We start from the raw sequence: 18,237 nt of genomic DNA on the forward strand, positions 1-18,237 counted from the left end.
TAAAAATAAAGGTGTGACAAAACAAAGAAAACGAGCATCGTGGAAGTACCAGGCCGAACCAATTACGCGAAGCATTGATAAGGCAGCTGGCAGACTTCTAGCTCGTTTGTTAGGGTTAGTCATCCCTACTTAATTCTTCTTTTCTTGCGCCTGCTCCTTAGCATCGAGTTCCTGCTGCAACCGGGTTGCTTCATCCTGATCAAGATCAGCAATCTCATGCATCAACTCGTCCCGGGTCGCCTGTTCAACCTTCGTCCGCGCCGTCACCGCCGTCTCCGGCAACTGATCCGTATTCGCACAGATTTCCAGGTGCTGCTTGAGGTTTCTAAACGTCATCGGCGCATCACCGCCGTACTCGCCATCGATATTGATCATCATCCGTTCACTCGCAGTTTTAGCGACTAGCTTCGCCGTCTTTACGTACAGAATGGACGGATCATCAATGTGATTGCCACCGGCAAAAACCTTCACCGCTAGCTTCATCAGGTCAAGCAAGTTACCCGTCTTCACCACAATCAGGGTAAACTTCCCGTCATCAAGGGACGCGTCTGGCGCAATCTGCTCAAACCCGCCAACGGAATTAGTCAGTGCCAGAAAGAACATTGACGCCTTACCATCATACGTACCACCGTCATACTCCAAGTGCATGTCGACCGGCTTAATTTTAGGAAGAAGTTCAGCTCCCTTAACCAAGTACGCCATGTACCCAAACATCGACTTTAATTCTGACGGAACACTGTACGTTAGCTCGGTTAACAGCCCCCCCGCCGCAATATTAGCGAAGTAGCGGTCACCCGCTTGTCCAATGTCAATCTTGATTGTTTGCCCCCGGGCAATTACCCGCGCTGCTTCAACCGGACTTTCCAGCGGGATGTGAAGGGCCCGGGCATAGTCGTTCGTTGTCCCAGCAGGGATAATTCCTAGCTTCGGCCGTTTTTTCAGGGGGGCCAAGCCGTTGACAACCTCATTAATTGTGCCGTCCCCGCCGGCCGCAATAATCAACGCAAACCCGTTCTTCGCCGCCCGAACTGCTTCGTTCTTTGCCGAATCGGGCTCCGGGGTCGTTGCGTACGCGCTCGTCTCATATCCCGCCCGTTCCATGATGGTCAGGATATCAACAAGGTCGTTCCTCATCGCTTCCCGTCCAGATGTGGGGTTATAGATAATGCGACACCGTTTTTGCATCTTCCTTGGTCCTTCCTAATACTCTTACCGCGCGTTTAAGCTCTTCATTAACAGCTTATTAACCACCTTCGGGTTCGCTTGACCACGCGTCTGCTTCATGATTTGGCCCACTAAGAAACCAACAGCCCGGTCCTTTCCGTTCTTAAAGTCAGTGATGGATTGTTCGTTATTATCAAGCACGTCATCAATAATTGGTTGTAACTTCGCCGGGTCGGATAACTGAACCATCCCTTTTTGCTCAACCCAAGCCCGGGGTTCCGTATCGTTCTTGATGATTTCCTTGAAGACTTTCTTCCCAATCTTCCCCGAAATCGTCTCGTCCTGAATCATCTTAATCATCGTTGCTAGGTGCGCCGGGGTCAATGCCGTATCAGCTAATTCGACCTGGTGGGCGTTTAAGTAGGAGTTAACTTCCACCATCAGCCAGTTTGCCGCTAACTTCGGGTCCGCCCCGTGGGCAACCGTCGCATCGAAGAAGTCGGACATTTCCTTCGTTTGTGTCAGAACATCCGTGTCGTACTCAGACAAGCCAAATTCGTTTTCATAGCGCTTCCGCCGCTCGTCGGGCATTTCTGGGATTGAATTGCGAACCGCTTCAATCCACTCATCAGAAATATGCACTGGCGGAATATCCGGTTCCGGGAAATACCGGTAATCGTCCTTTCCCTCCTTCACCCGCATTAGAATTGTCTTGCCGGTCGGCACATCATACCGCCGTGTTTCGGACTGAATAGTGCCCCCGCTCATTAGAACCTGCGCCTGCCGGTTGGCCTCGTACTCCAGTCCCTTCCGAACATGGTCAAACGAGTTCAGGTTTTTCATTTCGGTCTTAGTACCATACTCAGTGGCCCCAAACGGCCGGATTGAGATGTTTACGTCCGTCCGCATGGATCCTTGTTCGAGCTTCACGTCAGAAACCCCAGAGAACATGATAATCTGCCGTAACCGCGTAAGATAACGGTAAGCCTCCTCTGGTGAGGCAATATCTGGCGCCGACACGATTTCAATCAGCGGCGTTCCCTGCCGGTTTAAATCAACGTACGAGTACCCGTTTGGGTTATGGGTGTTTTTCCCGGCATCTTCTTCCACGTGCATTTCCCGGATTCCAATCCGCTTCTTACTACCGTCTTCAGCGGTGATTTCTAACCAACCATTCCGCCCTAGCGGCGTGTCTGACTGGGTAATCTGGTACGCCTTCGGGTTATCCGGATAGAAGTAGTTCTTCCGGTCAAAGTGAATATCCTTGGTAATCTCACAGTTGAGGGCCAACGCTGCCCGCATTCCATACTCAAGAATACCCCGGTTTAGCTGGGGAAGGACCCCCGGATATCCCCAATCAATAACGTTGGTATCCGTATTCTGGGGCTGGCCAAACCGTACTGGGGCCGGTGAAAAGGCCTTTGACTTCGTCTTCATTTCAATGTGGACTTCAAGCCCAATCGTTGTTTCAAAGTTCATTAGTTCTGCCCCCCAATCGCTGGTACGTTCTCAAAGAACCGGGTCGCCTGTTCGTAGGCGTATGCCGCCCGGTACATGGTCTGTTCATCAAAGGAGTTAGCAATAATGTGGAGTCCGACTGGCATGCCATCCACGAACCCAGCCGGAACCGACATCCCCGGTAACCCAGCCAAGTTACTTGGAATCGTCAACACATCGTTCATGTACATTGCAACCGGATCATCGACCTTTGATCCGAATGAGAAGGCCGGAGTAGCCGTCGTTGGCGCCATGATAACATCATGATCCTTAAAGACACGCGCAAAGTCGCGGCATACCAAGGTCCGAACCTGAGCAGCCTTCTTAAAGAACTTATCGTAAGAGCCCGCTGCAAGAACGTAGGTCCCAAGCATAATCCGGCGTTTAACTTCCGGCCCGAAGCCTTCCGCCCGCGTCCGCATGTAGACATCCTCCAGGTTCTTTACGTCCTTCGCCCGGAAACCGTACCGAATTCCGTCGTATCGCTGAAGGTTAGATGATGCCTCAGCACACGCTTGAACGTAGTAAATTGGCACCCCGTACTTGCTGTACGGCAGGGAAACTTCGTCCACAACTGCCCCCAACTTTTCCATTTCAGCCAGCGCCTGCTTAATCGCATCCTTTACCCCATCAGCGATCCCCGCAGCGAAGTATTCTTTCGGCACCGCAATCCGGAGGCCCTTAATGCCATCTTCGATTCCGGCCGTAAAGTCCGGTACGGCCTTACTAGAGGTCGTCAGGTCATGATCATCATGGCCAGCAATTGCCCCTAGAACCAGCGCATTATCCTTCACCGTCCGGGTAATCGGCCCGATTTCATCCAAGCTAGAAGAAAAGGCAATCAACCCGTACCGGGAAACCCGGCCATACGTCGGTTTGGTTCCCACAACACCGTTAAACGTGGATGGCTGCCGCACCGAACCACCGGTATCAGACCCAAGGGCAACCGGGACTTCACCAGCGGCAACCGCAACCGCCGGGCCCCCGGACGATCCGCCCGGCACCTTTGTTTGATCCCAAGCATTCTTGGTCTGCTTAAACGCAGAAGTTTCCGAGGAACTTCCCATCGCGAACTCGTCCAGGTTTAACTTTCCAACGTTAATCATGCCGGCTTCCGCCAGTTTTTCCATTACCGTCGCATCATAAATTGGGTTGAAGTTCTCCAGAATCTTGCTGGCGGCCGTGGTCGTTAGTCCCTTCGTTACGATATTGTCCTTAATTCCTACGGGAATCCCCGCAAGAAGTTGGTTCTGATCAATTCCCCGCTCATCTAAAGCCGCCGCCTGCTTTAAGGCCGCCTCCTCATTAAGGGCCAAGAAGGCCTCAAGCTGAGGTTCGCGCTGCTTAATCGTCGCAAACGTTTCTTTGACCAGCTCAACCACGCTAAACTGCTTGTTAACCAGTCCCGCGTGAAGGGCTGTCAGGTCGTTTTTTAAGTAGTCCATCTAGCCTTCCTCGCTTTCATCAATAATTGCTGGCACCTTAATGTAGCCATCTTCGCTTTCCGGTACGTTTTTCATGAGTTCCGTCCGGTCCGTTCCTGGTACCGCTTCATCCGGCCGCATTACGTTGCGGGCGTCCGTGACGCTGTACGTCATCGGAACATCAGTCGTATCAACTTCTTGTAACTGTTCAACCATTTCCAGAATATCATCCATCTGGGCGGTAAATGTTGCTAATTCCTCGTCAGTTACGGCCATCTTTGCTAGTGCTGCAATGCGCCGGACTTCTTCTGCCGAAATTGCCATATTATCGTCTCCCCGTTTTGTAATCTTAGTAACTATTCAACACCTGTGCAGTAAATTTTCCCCCATCAGCCGGCCGGGTAATCACGCTCTGCGTTTGCCCGTTGGCGCCGTTAACCGTAATGTCAACCGGAATCTGTGACGGCAAGTACGTCTTGGCCGCCTGCGCAACGTACTGACTAAAGTGGGTGATTTCCGTTTCACTGTAAAACTGGGTTGTAATGGTAACCTTCATTCCCTGAATCTGCTTTCCCTTATACCGAGCCTGGGCGGTAACCCCCGCTAAGTTTGGGAAGAAGTTCTGGATCTTATTCTTAAAGTTTTCAAACGATTGCTCGTCGTTAGCGTTAGGCACCGAATGATCGGCAGTTGCCGGGAAAACTACGTTTTGGAAATCAGTTTGCTTCCAGTTACCGAGATCCGTCCCGTGGTAACTAACCGCGTACTCGTAAAACACCCCGCCAACTAGGCTATCGTTAGGCGCTTGCTTGTACATTCCTATCAAAATTGGCACATCGTTCCCAACCCCCGGCAACTTCCGTATGCGGGCAAGAACGGTCTGCGCCGCTTCCCGGCCCTTTTCTTCCATCGTTGCCGTTGGGATGTCCGTCGTAAACGTTGGCCCGTACTGCTCCTTTTCGTAGTAGTCCTTCTGGTTCATGCCAATTCCAATCGTCATCCCCCGCAGGGTAAGTTTATCGCCGTCCTGTTTCATATAGTCCTGCTCACCAATCTGCTGAACATACATCGGCGCCCGCTTGTTGGCATCCTTCTGGCCGTTATCCGGCGGGTTCAACCCGGTTGGATTATCCTTAGATTCCCGTTCTAGCCACTTCGTTACGGTCTTCTTAGTCAAATACTGGCCTTCCTGGAAAACGTAGCTCTTCGGCGAAAACTGCTGCTGTGACAATTCCGTCATTCCATCCTCAAAGCTCTTAAGATTTAGCTGGTTTCCGGAATCCTGATTAAGGTCAACGCCCCGGGCCTTAGCAGTCTTATACCGCCCGTTTTGAATGACCCCCTGATACTGGTGATCACTTGCTTGACCAGTGACCTGAATTTTATCGTTTGAACCCCGCGAATTGCTGTCCCGCCCGCAAGCGGCAAACAACAACGCACTCGCAAGAATCGTTCCCACGACTACTACTCTCTTCTTCACCGTTCTTCCTCCATTTGTGCGCAAAACGCGCCTTCGTCCATTACAGTAACCCCCAATTGCTGGGCTCGGGCCAGCTTACTTCCAGCAGCCGTCCCTGCAATTAACAGGTCCGTCTTCCCGGAAACACTGCCCGTTACGGTTGCACCGTGAGCTTCAAGCCACTTCTTAGCGTCCGCCCGTTTCATTGCCGTAAGTGTGCCGGTTAACACGACCCGCTTTCCACTAAAGAAACCGGACGTTACTGGTGTTTGCTGGGGTTTATGGTACGTCATATTGACTCCCGCAGCAGCAAGCTTACTAATCAACGTTACCACCGTTGGATTGGCGAAGTACTTCACCACGCTATCCGCAATGGTTTGCCCGATTGTCGGGATGGCCGCAATCGTATCTGCCTGGGCATTCTGAATGGCCGTCATTGTCTTAAAATGCGCCGCAATCAACTGGGCCGCCTTTGCCCCCACGTGCCGAATTCCCAGACCAAATAATAGACGCTCAATAGAATTATTGCGGCTTTTATCAATTGCTGTCAATAGGTTTGTTGCTGATTTGTCCTTAATTTTATCCAATTGAACCAGCTGATCGAATGTCAAGGCGTATAAATCTGCCACATCGTGAACCAATCCGCGCGCAAAGAGCTGGTTAATAATCCGGGGGCCGACCCCCGTAATATCCATTGCGTTCCGGGAACAAAAGTGAGTCAAGCTTTCCTTAACAAGTGCCGGGCACGCCGGGTTAACGCACCGTAACGCCACTTCGTCATCGAGGTGAACCAACGGTGCCCCACACTCAGGGCAAGTGGTTGGAATAACGTAGGGTTGGCTACCCGCTGAGCGTTTGGCAACTATAACCCGGTTTACCTCGGGAATAATATCGCCAGCTTTGTGTACCGTAACGGTATCACCCACCCTGATGCCCTTAGCTTGAAGATAATCCGGATTATGCAAGGACGCCCGGGAAACGGTGGTCCCAGCAAGCTGTACGGGCTTCATTATGGCCGTCGGGGTGACCACCCCGGTGCGCCCTACCGTCCACTCGATTGCCCGCACCACGGTTTCTTGTTCATCCGGCGGAAACTTGTAGGCAATCGCCCACTTAGGCACCTTCACCGTATTCCCTACCTGAGCGTGTACCGCCAACTGATTGGCCTTCAGAACAATGCCATCAATTTCATACGCCAGGTCCGCCCGTTTGGCGGTGTACTCATCAATGTACTCATCAAATTCCGCCCGGGTTGTTACGGTCCGGTAATCCGGGTTAACCTTAAAGCCCAGCGCTTGCAACTTGGCAAGCGCCCCACTTTGGGTAGTTACTCCCAGTTTCTCTGGTTCCATTAGGTAGTACATAAACGTGCTCAGTTGCCGGGCAGCCGTAACCCGTGAATCAAGTTGACGAAGCGAACCCGCCGCGGCGTTTCGTGGGTTCGCAAATACCGGTTCCCCGGCGGCTTCCCGTTCTTTATTAAGGGCTACAAACGCCGCTTTGGGCATATAACACTCCCCACGCACCTCGATTGAGACCGGCTCGGTCAACACCATCGGAATGGCCTTAATTGTCTTTAAGTTGGCAGTAATATCTTCACCGATTATCCCGTTTCCCCGGGTTGATCCCTTTACGAAATGCCCGTTTTCATACGTTACGGAAATGGCCAACCCATCGATCTTTAACTCACAGTTATACGCCAGGTTGCGGCCTACCGTCTCGTTTAGGTTCGTAATGAAGGTGGCTAATTCATCCTTTGAAAACACGTCTCCCAAGGATAACATCGGAATGGTGTGGGTCACTTTAGTAAATTGGTCAAGTACTGCGCCCCCCACTCGTTGCGTTGGTGAAGTGGGCACTACTAATTCCGGATACTGCTTTTCAATGTCTTGTAATTCCCGGTACGCCGCATCGTAAACGTGATCCGAAACGCTTGGCCGATCAGCCCCGTAGTATTCCCGTCCCCACTGGTTCAACTGCGCCCGGAGATGAGCGGCGTGTTGTTGAATTTTTACTGGAACTGTCATTTCAATTCCTCCTAAAGCTTGGTAATCGGGGCAAACGCGGCTAACAACCGCTTGATCCCCTGCTCCTTAAACGCAATGTCAAGTTCAAGGTCTTCACCATTTCCGTTAACCTTCACGACGGCTCCCTGCCCCCATTTCTTATGCATAACAAGGTCGCCAACCTTCCAGGTCTGCTTGTCTGCACCCGTTCCTTGAGGGCGTTCCACCGTTCCGGCCGGTTGCTTATATGCCGGTTGCTTATACGGTGTTGGGTGCGATTGGTTTCCAAACGGCAAATGAGCTTCATCCAGTTGCTGACTTCGCTGAGTAAGGGTATTATTGGCCGGTTGTAATAACTCATCGTTAATCTCTTCAATAAAGCGTGACGGCACGTTAGCCTGCCGCCGCCCATATAACGTCCGGGAAAAGGCGTTAGTCAAGAAAAGCTCCTCCTGAGCCCGAGTAATTCCCACGTAGGCTAGCCGACGTTCTTCTTCTAACTCATCATGGTCCTCGGTCGCCCGGGATAGCGGAAAGAGCCCTTCTTCCATTCCAACCATGAAAACCACCGGATACTCCAACCCCTTCGCCGCATGCAGCGTCATCAGCGTGACCTCGTCGGCATCCTCAATTTCATCCTGAGCCGAAACCAGCGCCAAGTCAGCCAAAAATTCCACAAACCGGTCCGCTTCCTCATCCTCCGGTTGCCACTGGCGGTCAAAGTCCTGCGTTACGGTCAGAAATTCATTTACGTTTTCAATCCGGCTTTCATTCAGTTCCTTATTCGCCCGCAACGCGTCCATGTACCCCGTCTCATCGAGGATTTGCTTTGTTAATTCCGTGACGGTAGTATCCTTTTCCGCACCCTTAAACGTCCGCATCATCCGGGCAAAGGCCAACAAACGGTTAGCAATCCGCGGTGTAACCCCCTCAATTAACGAGGCGCTTTCTGCTGCCGCTAACAACGATAACTGGTTGGTTTCCGCAAAGGCCTGTAATTTATCGAGTGTTCCGGCCCCAATTCCCCGCTTGGGCTCGTTGACCACCCGCTCGAAGCTAAGCGAATCATCCGGATTTGTCGCTAACCGCAGGTACGCCAAAACATCCGCAATTTCCTTGCGTTCGTAAAACTTATGCGCCCCGACAATCTTATACGGTACGTTAGCTTTTATTAGTGCTTCTTCCATCGTTCGGGACTGAGCGTTAGTCCGGTACAACACGGCAAAATCACGGTAATGGCGTCTGGAAGTCTGCCGTTCGCGGTTAATGTTTTTAATCACGTAGTACGCTTCATCGTTAGCATTATCCGCCCGGTAGTACTTAATTTTGTCTCCGGCAGCATTATCAGTCCACAGCGCCTTCTCCTTCCGGTTGGTATTATTCTTAATCACCGCGTTGGCAGCTGCAAGAATCGTCTTCGTTGACCGGTAATTTTGCTCCAGCTTAATGGTCGTGGCGTCCGGGTAATCGGCTTCAAAGTCCAGAATGTTTTGCATGTTAGCCCCCCGCCAGCCATAAATACTCTGGTCGGCATCCCCCACCACGCACAGGTTGCGGTTGGCCTTCGCTAACATTGCAACCAACTCATACTGGGCTTGGTTGGTATCCTGGTATTCATCAACGTGAATGTACTGGAACTTACGCTGGTAGTAAGCCAGGGTATCAGGTGCCTGTCTAAATAACTGGATGGTTTTCATAATCAGGTCATCAAAGTCCATCGCTTGATTAGCATGCAGCCCTTCTTGGTATTCACGGTAAACCTTTGCAACCACGTCTTGAAACGGGCCGACCGCCTTAGCAGCGTAGTCCGCCGGCGTTAACATATCATTCTTAGCGTTTGAAATGGCGCCAAGAACCCCCCGCGGATCATACCGTTTAGGGTCAATGTTTAAATCACTCATTACGTGCTTAATGAGGGTGCGTTGCTCGCTGGTCCCCGCTACCGTAAAGGAACGATCATACCCAATTTCCCCAGCATTCCGCCGCAAAATACGCATACACAGGGCATGAAACGTTGACACCCAAATCTCGGCAGCACCGTCCCCAACAATTTGGTTCACCCGCGTCCGCATTTCCGTTGCGGCCTTATTGGTAAACGTAATGGCTAAAATATTCCATGGATTAACGTTTTTTTCAGCAATCAGGTACGCTACCCGGTGAGTTAGTACCCGGGTCTTCCCGCTTCCCGCCCCGGCAATTACTAGGAGCGGGCCTTCCGTTGTCTGTACCGCTTGGCGTTGCTGCGGGTTCAATCCCGCTAACAGGTCGTTTACTGCCACAAGTTCCACTTCTTTCTCCTTAATTAGCTAATCTCCATTATAACAAAAAAAAGCGGGGCGGCAGCCGCCATCATCCCTTGATGGCTTCTGTCACCCCCTCAATTATTCGTCTGGTTCCGTCACCGTATCCCAAATTGCCGTTGAATCAATCTGGTCCCGGGCCTCCTTGATGGTTGGTGCCATTGCTAATAGGTAACCTAAAGGCCGGTGGGCTTGCAGCGATTGCGGGTAACGAAAGAAGTTATACCGCCAATTGCTTTTTAGCACCCACTGTGTCCGCAATGCTGGCATGTCCTCCTGCTCAACAATTACCATGGCTGTTGGTTCGAGAATCTCCGTCCGCGCCAGCGGCATATTAGCAATCGCCCGGATGTGCTGGGCAAACATACTGATGTTTATCGCCGCGTCAAAGACATACCCTGGCATGGATAAAGCCGGCACAATCCGCTTGACGTACAGCATTCCTTCCGCCGTCATAAAGTAACTAACTTCAAACGTTCCGCGCGCCTTAAACTGCTGAACAATTTGCATCGATAGCCGCTGAATTTCCCTTTCAACGTCATGGCTAATCTGCGCGGGCACGAGTGTTTCGTGTAACCGCCCGTCATGGTAAATATTCTCAATAATTGGAAAATAATTCTGAGCCTTTTTCCCGTCCCGGGTCACGATAACGGAGAGTTCCTTCACAAACGGTACCCAGGTTTCCAGGATAAACGTTCCGCCCTGTTCCAACAGGCCCGCACACTTTGCGATGTCCGTCTGCCGCTTAATTATCATAAACCGGTCATCCCCCGGCTGCTTTTGAACGGGTTTTAACACACACGGATACCCAATCGAAGTAACCGCCTGGTAGACATCATCCAGCGTGATAATCGTTGCGTACGGCGCAATGTTAACGTTTAACTGATCGTAAAAGGCCCGCTCAAGCAGCCGATCCTGGGCGATCTCCAGTAATTCCGTTCCCTGAGGTACCTGCGTGTACTTGCTAACTACCTCAACGGCTTCCAGCGGAACTTCTTCTGATTCGTAAGTCACCGCATCACACCGCTGGGCAAAGTCCTGGAGGCGTTGGTGGTCGTCCATTCGTCCGACCATTGGAACGTCCGCTTCTGCAAGGGCGGGATTCCCCTCCTGCGTGCAGTACACAACAACCTTAAAGCCTAGTTTCTTTGCTGTCCGGGCTAACATGATTCCGTTCGGGCTATCACCAATAATCCCGACCGTGCTGCCCGGAAATAAAACATCATCCGCCATCCCAACAACGATCCTTTCATCCGCAAAACGCGCTTGTTTCACGTTATTTTACCACAAACATACTACAAAAGAGTGTTCATATCATTAATCATACTGGTCAAGGTGATACTGCCTAATTAACCGGATCAACTTCGCCGCGTAGTCTGGATCACTCGCATATCCCCCGTTCTGTAAGGCACGGGCCGCCGCAACGTAATTGGAAGCTTGCAGTACTCCCGCATACCGCTGATTACCTGCAAGCAACTCATCGTGGGCCATCACAGCTGCCTGCCACGTGGGATACACCACAAAACTAGCCCGCACCGTAATCCACTGCCCGTTAACGTATTCCTTGGTCAGCATCATTGCCGAGTTGGTTCCGGTTCCCTTGACCCCGAATAAGTTATTGTACTTACGCGCAAGTTCGCTTTGCCCCCAGTCCGACTCCAACGCCGCCTGAGCCAGGGTAATGCTAGCAGGGACACCGGTAACTCGTTGGGCGCGCTGGGCAATAGGAGCCACCTGTTTAATAAACGTTTGCCGCTGCTGGGCGGCAGGCGTCACTGGAGTGGGTGGTAGCGCGCGGTGAACGCCCCAATCTGTTAAGCCACAAATGATAAAGAACATTACCACAATTACGCTCACACCTCGCCGGTGGCGCCGGATTATTCGCTTTAATTTTCGCCACCACCGGCGCATTTAATCACTCCTGTCGCCAAATCCCCGCTGAGCCAACGCCCACGTAATTGGAGGAACTACCATCATTGCTAAAACCACCTCAGGAATTCCGTTAGTCGCCACCACCGTCAACAAATACGGCAATAACGCATGGACGGCCACCCCGTATAATGCATGCGCATGTCCCCGATACAGTAGGTAGATGAAGCCCAGTACTAATACAGTATTAGTAAGGGCGCCACTCCCCGCCGCCACGGCGGCACCAAGTTGCCGGTGCTGTCGGCCCAACCGCTTAAACACCATTCCCGCAACCACGCCAACCAAAACCCGGGGGAGCACGGAAACAACCGGATTAACCATCACCAAGGCTGCCAGCGGACTTGTCGGCCAGCAAAACGCTCGGAGCCAGTCGATTACCCCCCAAATCCCCCCAATTAAAGCACCAGCCCGGGGGCCAAAAATTACCGCCGCCACGGCAACCGTAACGGGGATCACCGTAATACTTAAGGGGCCAATTGGAATATACCCTAAAAACGGCACAATGTTTTGGACAACAATGATCGCCACCAACAGCGTCAGCGCGACCATTTTGCGCAACCGTTTCTTTGTATTCATCAGTTTTCCCTCCTCATTGGCCCTTATTGTACTACATTTATACCTCAAAACGGGGATCACCGCTAGGGTCCCTGAAACCCGGTGCGGTCATCCCCGTTGATGACTACTAATTTTTTGCTGGTTAGCGCCTACTTATTCTGGTGTTCCCGGACAAACCGGGTAATTTGCTTGCCGGCCTGCTGCCCAAAGATTACAGTATCAGCAATGGAGTTTCCCCCGATCCGGTTGTTTCCGTGCAAGCCCCCGGCAACTTCCCCGGCAGCGTACAATCCTGAAATAACCCGCCCGTTCGTGTCGTACACGCGGGTTTGCGGGTCGATGTGCAAGCCCCCCATCGAGTAATGAATGGCCGGCGCAATGTGGATGGCGAAGAACGGTCCATCCGTAAACTGGTGGTTCAAACCAGTCGTCCGCCCAAAGTCTGCGTCGTTTTGATCAGCAACCATCGTGTTCCACCGGTCAATCGTGGCCGTTAATTTGTCCGCAGGAACACCAATCTTCTTGGCAAGGGCGTCAAGCGTTTCGCCATGCTCGACTAACCCAACGCTGTCATAAAAATCGATGGCCTTAGCGTGGTCACGAACATCTTGATTAAAAATCAGGTAAGCACTCTTTTCTGGCAGGGCCGTAATTGCCGCAGAAACCACCTTCCGCGTATCCAATTCATTAATAAACCGCTCCCCCTGGCCGTTAACCAGAATGGCGCCTTCCCCCCGCACAGCTTCTCCAATCAGATATACATGTGGGTTATCCTGCTGGACGGTTGGGTGAATCTGAATAAAGTTCATGTCAACGAGCTGGCCGTCAACCTCTTCCGCCAATTTCAAGCCATCACCAGTGGCCCCTTCTTGGTTGGTTGTTTTGTAGTTTACCAGATCCGGCCGGTACTTCTTGATGAGATCCTTAGCGGCCCCAAACCCACCAGTAGCAAGAAGAACCGCCGGTGCCTTCACGGTTCGTTCCTGCCCGTTTTCATCGGTCAGCTTTACGCCGGTGACCCGATTAGCATCATCGTGTAACAGCTGCGTGACTTTTGTGTTATTAAAGACCGGAACGTTATCTTCTTGAACCACCTGTAGCAGGTGCTTGATAAGAAACGCTCCAATTGGCGCCGTGCTGGCAGGCCGGTGGGCCCGTTTCCGGCTCATCCCCCCGGTAATCGTCACGTCCTCAAGCTTAATCCCATGGTCAAAGAGCCAATCAACCGCAAGGGCAGCATGGGACGTGAAGTAGCGCAACAAATCCTGATCATTAAGCTTCCCACCGCCCTGGTACGTCTCGGTGTAAAAGTCATCAATGCTGTCGACAATTCCATGCCGCAGTTGCACGTTTGTTTCCGCCGCATTCATCCCTGAAGATGCTCGGTTGGAATTCCCCCCCAGCTTCTCCATCTTCTCAAAAACTGCCGGTTTCAAGCCAAGTTCCTTAGCCTGAATTGCGGCCACCAGCCCGGTCGCTCCAGACCCGACAATTACCACGTCATACTGATTCTTCAGCATGTTTGCGCCCCATGGTTGGTACCAAAACTTCGCCATTTCACTTACCTCCGTTAGTCATCCTGATCAATGTTTGTCATTTTCAATGGGTCAACCCACTCGTCAAACTGTTCAGCCGTTAGCTTTCCGGACTTCAGCGCTGCTTCCCGCAGGGTTGTTCCTTCCTTATCGGCCTGCTGCGCAATCTTTGCACTGTCGTGATAGCCGATATGCGGCGACAAGGCCGTAACGGTCATCAGGGAGTTATCAACGAGCTCTTTCATCCGCTCCTCGTTAACCGTCATTCCGGCAATCATCTTGTCGGCAAAGCCCATCATCGTGCCCCGTAACAGGTCCGCGGATTCCAAGAAAGCCGCAATCATCACTGGCTTGTAAACGTTCATCTCAAAGTTCCCCTGGGAGCAAGCCACGTCAATCGTCACGTCGTTCCCCATTACGCGGGTAGCCGCCATGGTAATGGCTTCCGCCTGCGTTGGGTTCACCTTCCCCGGCATAATGGAAGATCCTGGTTCGTTAGCCGGAATATTTAATTCGTTGTACGCCGCCCGCGGACCAGAAGCTAAGAACCGCACGTCGTTAGCAATCTTCATCAGATCGGCTGCCAGCGATTTAATGGCCCCGTGGACCACGTTAATTCCAGAGTGAGCCGCTAACCCGTAGAACTTATTGCTCTTAGCAGTAAAGTCAAAGCCGTAGTACTCCTTAAACTTAGCAGCAATCATGTCGGCAAAACCCGGCACAGCATTTAAGCCCGTTCCAACGGCGGTTCCCCCAATCGCCAATTCAAGTAAGGTATCATCCAATTCCTTTAAATAGTCCAGGTCATGCTGAACCATGCTAACCCAACCGCTTACTTCCTGACCAAACGTCAACGGCGTGGCATCCTGCAGGTGGGTCCGCCCAATCTTAACGGTCTTCCAGTACTGCTTTTGCTTTTTGGCTAACTCGTCAATTAGGTGCTGAGCGGCCTTCTCAAGCTGAGCAACCGCCTCAACTGCTGCCACGTTCATTGCCGTCGGGAAGGTATCGTTTGAACTTTGCCCCCGGTTAACGTCATCGTTGGGCAGAATCTCGATGGACGGATCCAGTTGCATCGCCTTGTTAGCCACAACTTCGTTAACATTCATATTTGTTTGTGTTCCCGAACCCGTCTGGTAAACGTGCAACGGAAAATCCGCCCGCAGTTCATCATCACTAAGGGCAAGCAGACTGTCGACCGCTTGAATAATGAGTTCACCCTTTGCCTGGTCAATATTCTTTAATTCCAGGTTGGATTCAGCAGCGGCCTTCTTGATGTTTAACATTGCCCGAATAATCACAATCGGCATCAACTCGCCCGTTGGGAAATTGTTCCGACTCCGCTCGGTCTGTGGCCCCCACAATGCCTCGGCGGGAATTTTAACTGGACCTAGTGTGTCCTCTTCAATGCGGTATTCAGTCATTGTACTTCCTCCTTAAAGTGAGTTAATTGTTACCTATCCTACATCAAAAATAATACAGAATGACCGGTTTTATGTCAACCCTTACATTGGCTTAATATAGGTGTTCTAATTGATATTTATCGCCGTGTTTAAGCTTAAATCACCGTGCTCCTTTCCTGAATTTGTGAAACTATACATTTATTTTTTTGAATTCATTCTCTAAAAAAACGGTGACCCTCAATTATTCGGACCACCGCTTAGCTAGAAGCACAAATTAATCTTTCCGCTTCTTATTTTCCTCAATTCTTTTATCAAGCCCGGATCGCCGTAACAACGTCACCGTCTCCTTTAATACCCGCTGGAAGGTTGCGATGTCATCAGCGGAAACCTTTCCCCCCAGGTCTTCTTGTAACCTCTTCCAGAAGTCATCACCACCAGCCCGCATCATTGAACGGTACTTATCCGTGACAAACAGGTGCGCAACTCGCCGGTCTTTTTTATCCATCACCCGGTCAATTAACCCTAAACTAACCAACTTTTTAACATGGTAGTTAGTGTTGGGTGTTGACTGATCCAACAGGTGAGAAACCGTTCCAATCGTTGGCTTTCCCAGTTGATTAATCGCTTCCAGGTAACAAATATCAAATGCTCCCAAACGCTCCATTTCACTGTCGTCGTTGCCGCTAATCACCTGATGCAGATGGAGCTGCTGACTTAAATCCAACATTAGCTTTTCAAACGTTGCCATTATCAATAACCTCCAATAACCTCTTAATTATTTCTTAGTATATTACATTTTAGTTCTATCTACAAAACTATTTTATCGCTTTTGGTTTCTCCTGCTGACACTCCTGCGGCGGGAAGAGGCAATTACACGATAATGTATCCGGAGCGGTCTTTCGCCGCTTGGTTAACAACCCGATGAGGCGCTCAATGTCCGCCGTCGTTAGGGGGATGTTCTGAATTACATGGATTAGTGCCCGGCCAGCATGCCGTTGGCAAATCTTATCGAAGCTCATCTTCAACTGAGCATCAATTGTTGCCTGCTCTCCTACCACTGCCCGGTACAGGTACCGCCGACCACTTTTCCTTGCCACAACGTATTCCTTATTCACCAGTCGGCCTAACAAGGTTTTAACGGTTGCCGCCTTCCACCCCTGCTTTCTGACTAATAAATCCGCTAACTGCTTACTGGAAGCTTCGCCTAACGACCATAACAGACGCATAACCTCCCATTCTGCATTGCTAATTTCAACCTGGCTCATCGTTTTCCTCCTCCAGTAATTAGTACCATTATCCTACCATTTTCTGCCAAGTCCATTAACGGCTAACCTTAAAATCCTTCCGTTCCAACATAACAGCAAAAGCGGCAATTCCCCCGTTTTTCGCAATAAACCAGGGTTAATTACCGCTTGTTGATTAATGGGTAAATCCATACGTCTTAGGCGTTTCCTTTTCATGAAAGACCAGGTGGCTATGTTCCAGTTCATTCAAAGCAGCATGAAGGTCCTGCACAAAAGCGTGTGCCATATTCATCCCAAAGTCCGCCCGCACAACTAGCCGTTGGATAACGGTTTGTTGTAGGTCTTCTGGGAGCGGATAAGCCGGGACTTGCCACCCCTTCATTAGCAGCCGATCCGCCAAATCATACAGCGTCCACTCATGCTGCTTCGCCGGATTTTCCTTATAACACACAATTGGGAGGTGACTACCATCATTTAATATTTCAAAGAAACCGGTCTTCTTCAGTGCACGGGCCAAGTATGTCGCCACGTTATTCGTTCGCCGGTGGATATCACGGTACCCTTCAAAACCAAACCGGATAAAGTTGTAATACTGGCCAATAATTTGAGCAGCGCTATGAGAGAAGTTAATTGCCATCGTTGGCAACTCACCGCCCAAATAACTCACGTTAAAGATCAAATCCCTTGGCAAGAAGCGTTGGTCGCGCCAAACAACCCAGCCAACTCCCGGATAAACTAAACCGTACTTATGACCTGAAGCGTTAATTGACACAACGTTCTTTAACCGAAAATCCCATTCTAATTCTGGTTCTGTAAACGGCGCAAACAATCCCCCCGACGCTCCATCTACGTGAATGTAGACTGGGTATTCGGAATGCTTATTATACTCCGCCACCTTTTCATCTAACCGTTTAATATCATCATACTGGCCGGTATAGGTAATTCCCATAATTCCTACAATCCCAATTGTGTACTCATCAACATAATCCATTACGTGATCAATATCCAATCGCAAGTGCCCTTCATCAAGCGGAACCGCGCGGAGTTCCACATCCCAATACTTGCAAAATTTCTCCCAGCATACTTGATACCCGGCTGAAATAACCAGGTTGGGCTTTTTCGCGGTTAAATCGAGACCCTTTTCTTCAGCCCGCTTACGCCACGCGAACTTCAACGCCATGCCCCCCAACATGCAGGCTTCTGATGAGCCTACCGTGGAGGTCCCCATGAACCTTTCGTGCTCCTCATCAGCATGCCACAAAGCAGCAATCATATTAACACAGCGGTTTTCAATCTCCGTGGTACGAGGATACTCAGACTTATCAATGGCATTCTTTTCAAGCGTTTCAGTCATTAACTTAACTGCTTCTGGTTCCATGTATGTTTGGCAAAACGTTGCTAAGTTTAACCGGGCGTTTCCCTCGTCTAGTAACTCATCATGAACCAACTGGTAAGCCACCCGCGGCTCAATTGGTTTTCTTGCTAACCGATACTTAGGGAGATCATGCCCCTCACCAATTGAGCCAAAAATCGGCTCAAGGTCGCCGGTTTCCCGGTCTTCTTTTCCGTATAACATCGCCCTCACCTCACTAATAAACTAAACAGTTATCTGTTTACCATCATTAAACCGCTGTAATTTCATAAAAGCAACGGTCCGCCTTCAAGATAGTCCGGTTTCTTTTTGCTGATGAACCCCGCCAACCATTAATCCTAAGCCAAAC

Annotated in this window: 15 protein-coding genes; all 15 read right to left on the reverse strand. The window is 50.7% G+C overall.

The genetic code is table 11. From position 1 onward, the window contains the following. Positions 1-129: 129 nt before the first annotated feature. Entirely contained in the window at positions 130-1,185 is a 1,056-nt protein-coding gene (locus ACI3EZ_RS05070; RefSeq protein ID WP_405025748.1) for a diacylglycerol kinase, read from the reverse strand. A gap of 24 nt (positions 1,186-1,209) precedes the next feature. Next, a complete protein-coding gene (gatB, locus tag ACI3EZ_RS05075; RefSeq protein ID WP_405024319.1) occupies positions 1,210-2,643 on the reverse strand; it encodes an Asp-tRNA(Asn)/Glu-tRNA(Gln) amidotransferase subunit GatB in 1,434 nt (477 codons plus the stop codon). After that, positions 2,643-4,106 (reverse strand): Asp-tRNA(Asn)/Glu-tRNA(Gln) amidotransferase subunit GatA, encoded by a 1,464-nt coding sequence (gene gatA, locus ACI3EZ_RS05080; protein ID WP_405025749.1) that lies wholly within the window; start codon positions 4,104-4,106, stop codon positions 2,643-2,645. The genes gatB and gatA overlap by 1 nt, the downstream gene beginning before the upstream one ends. Beyond that, positions 4,107-4,409, reverse strand: a complete 303-nt coding sequence (gatC, locus tag ACI3EZ_RS05085; protein WP_405024317.1) for an Asp-tRNA(Asn)/Glu-tRNA(Gln) amidotransferase subunit GatC — start codon at positions 4,407-4,409, stop codon at positions 4,107-4,109. A gap of 25 nt (positions 4,410-4,434) precedes the next feature. Further along, positions 4,435-5,565: a CamS family sex pheromone protein gene (locus tag ACI3EZ_RS05090; RefSeq protein WP_405024316.1), complete on the reverse strand. Its 1,131-nt coding sequence runs from the start codon at positions 5,563-5,565 to the stop codon at positions 4,435-4,437. After that, positions 5,562-7,571: an NAD-dependent DNA ligase LigA gene (gene ligA, locus ACI3EZ_RS05095; protein ID WP_405025750.1), complete on the reverse strand. Its 2,010-nt coding sequence runs from the start codon at positions 7,569-7,571 to the stop codon at positions 5,562-5,564. The genes ACI3EZ_RS05090 and ligA overlap by 4 nt, the downstream gene beginning before the upstream one ends. An 11-nt stretch (positions 7,572-7,582) precedes the next feature. Further along, positions 7,583-9,829, reverse strand: coding sequence for a DNA helicase PcrA (gene pcrA, locus ACI3EZ_RS05100; RefSeq protein WP_405025772.1), 2,247 nt, complete (start codon positions 9,827-9,829; stop codon positions 7,583-7,585). Between the two features lie 102 nt (positions 9,830-9,931). After that, positions 9,932-11,083 (reverse strand): ATP-grasp domain-containing protein, encoded by a 1,152-nt coding sequence (locus tag ACI3EZ_RS05105; RefSeq protein ID WP_405025773.1) that lies wholly within the window; start codon positions 11,081-11,083, stop codon positions 9,932-9,934. Positions 11,084-11,167: 84 nt separating this feature from the next. Then, positions 11,168-11,761 (reverse strand): glycoside hydrolase family 73 protein, encoded by a 594-nt coding sequence (locus ACI3EZ_RS05110; RefSeq protein ID WP_405025751.1) that lies wholly within the window; start codon positions 11,759-11,761, stop codon positions 11,168-11,170. Further along, complete coding sequence (locus ACI3EZ_RS05115) at positions 11,762-12,355, reverse strand: ECF transporter S component (protein WP_405024313.1); 594 nt, start codon at positions 12,353-12,355, stop codon at positions 11,762-11,764. Positions 12,356-12,483: 128 nt separating this feature from the next. Next, positions 12,484-13,890: a flavocytochrome c gene (locus tag ACI3EZ_RS05120; RefSeq protein ID WP_405025752.1), complete on the reverse strand. Its 1,407-nt coding sequence runs from the start codon at positions 13,888-13,890 to the stop codon at positions 12,484-12,486. Between the two features lie 14 nt (positions 13,891-13,904). Continuing rightward, positions 13,905-15,293, reverse strand: coding sequence for a class II fumarate hydratase (locus tag ACI3EZ_RS05125; RefSeq protein ID WP_405024311.1), 1,389 nt, complete (start codon positions 15,291-15,293; stop codon positions 13,905-13,907). A gap of 253 nt (positions 15,294-15,546) precedes the next feature. Next, the gene (locus ACI3EZ_RS05130) at positions 15,547-16,020 is read right to left on the reverse strand and encodes a MarR family winged helix-turn-helix transcriptional regulator (protein WP_405025753.1); all 474 of its coding nucleotides are present in this window, start codon (positions 16,018-16,020) and stop codon (positions 15,547-15,549) included. A 67-nt stretch (positions 16,021-16,087) separates the two neighbouring features. Next, a complete protein-coding gene (locus ACI3EZ_RS05135; RefSeq protein WP_405024309.1) occupies positions 16,088-16,537 on the reverse strand; it encodes a CopY/TcrY family copper transport repressor in 450 nt (149 codons plus the stop codon). A gap of 154 nt (positions 16,538-16,691) precedes the next feature. After that, positions 16,692-18,092: a glutamate decarboxylase gene (locus ACI3EZ_RS05140; RefSeq protein ID WP_405024308.1), complete on the reverse strand. Its 1,401-nt coding sequence runs from the start codon at positions 18,090-18,092 to the stop codon at positions 16,692-16,694. Positions 18,093-18,237 lie beyond the last annotated feature (145 nt).

It is taken from the genome of Ligilactobacillus sp. LYQ60 (assembly GCF_045033015.1).
Taxonomy (GTDB): Bacteria; Bacillota; Bacilli; order Lactobacillales; family Lactobacillaceae; genus Ligilactobacillus.

Coding starts and splice junctions, on each gene's coding strand:
- ACI3EZ_RS05135 (WP_405024309.1), bottom strand. CDS start 16,537: ATGAGCCAGGTTGAAATTAGCAATGCAGAATGGGAGGTTATGCGTCTG.
- ACI3EZ_RS05130 (WP_405025753.1), bottom strand. CDS start 16,020: ATGGCAACGTTTGAAAAGCTAATGTTGGATTTAAGTCAGCAGCTCCAT.
- ACI3EZ_RS05120 (WP_405025752.1), bottom strand. CDS start 13,890: ATGGCGAAGTTTTGGTACCAACCATGGGGCGCAAACATGCTGAAGAAT.
- ACI3EZ_RS05140 (WP_405024308.1), bottom strand. CDS start 18,092: ATGTTATACGGAAAAGAAGACCGGGAAACCGGCGACCTTGAGCCGATT.
- gatB (WP_405024319.1), bottom strand. CDS start 2,643: ATGAACTTTGAAACAACGATTGGGCTTGAAGTCCACATTGAAATGAAG.
- ACI3EZ_RS05115 (WP_405024313.1), bottom strand. CDS start 12,355: ATGAATACAAAGAAACGGTTGCGCAAAATGGTCGCGCTGACGCTGTTG.
- ACI3EZ_RS05070 (WP_405025748.1), bottom strand. CDS start 1,185: ATGCAAAAACGGTGTCGCATTATCTATAACCCCACATCTGGACGGGAA.
- ligA (WP_405025750.1), bottom strand. CDS start 7,571: ATGACAGTTCCAGTAAAAATTCAACAACACGCCGCTCATCTCCGGGCG.
- ACI3EZ_RS05125 (WP_405024311.1), bottom strand. CDS start 15,293: ATGACTGAATACCGCATTGAAGAGGACACACTAGGTCCAGTTAAAATT.
- gatC (WP_405024317.1), bottom strand. CDS start 4,409: ATGGCAATTTCGGCAGAAGAAGTCCGGCGCATTGCAGCACTAGCAAAG.
- ACI3EZ_RS05105 (WP_405025773.1), bottom strand. CDS start 11,083: ATGGCGGATGATGTTTTATTTCCGGGCAGCACGGTCGGGATTATTGGT.
- ACI3EZ_RS05110 (WP_405025751.1), bottom strand. CDS start 11,761: ATGCGCCGGTGGTGGCGAAAATTAAAGCGAATAATCCGGCGCCACCGG.
- gatA (WP_405025749.1), bottom strand. CDS start 4,106: ATGGACTACTTAAAAAACGACCTGACAGCCCTTCACGCGGGACTGGTT.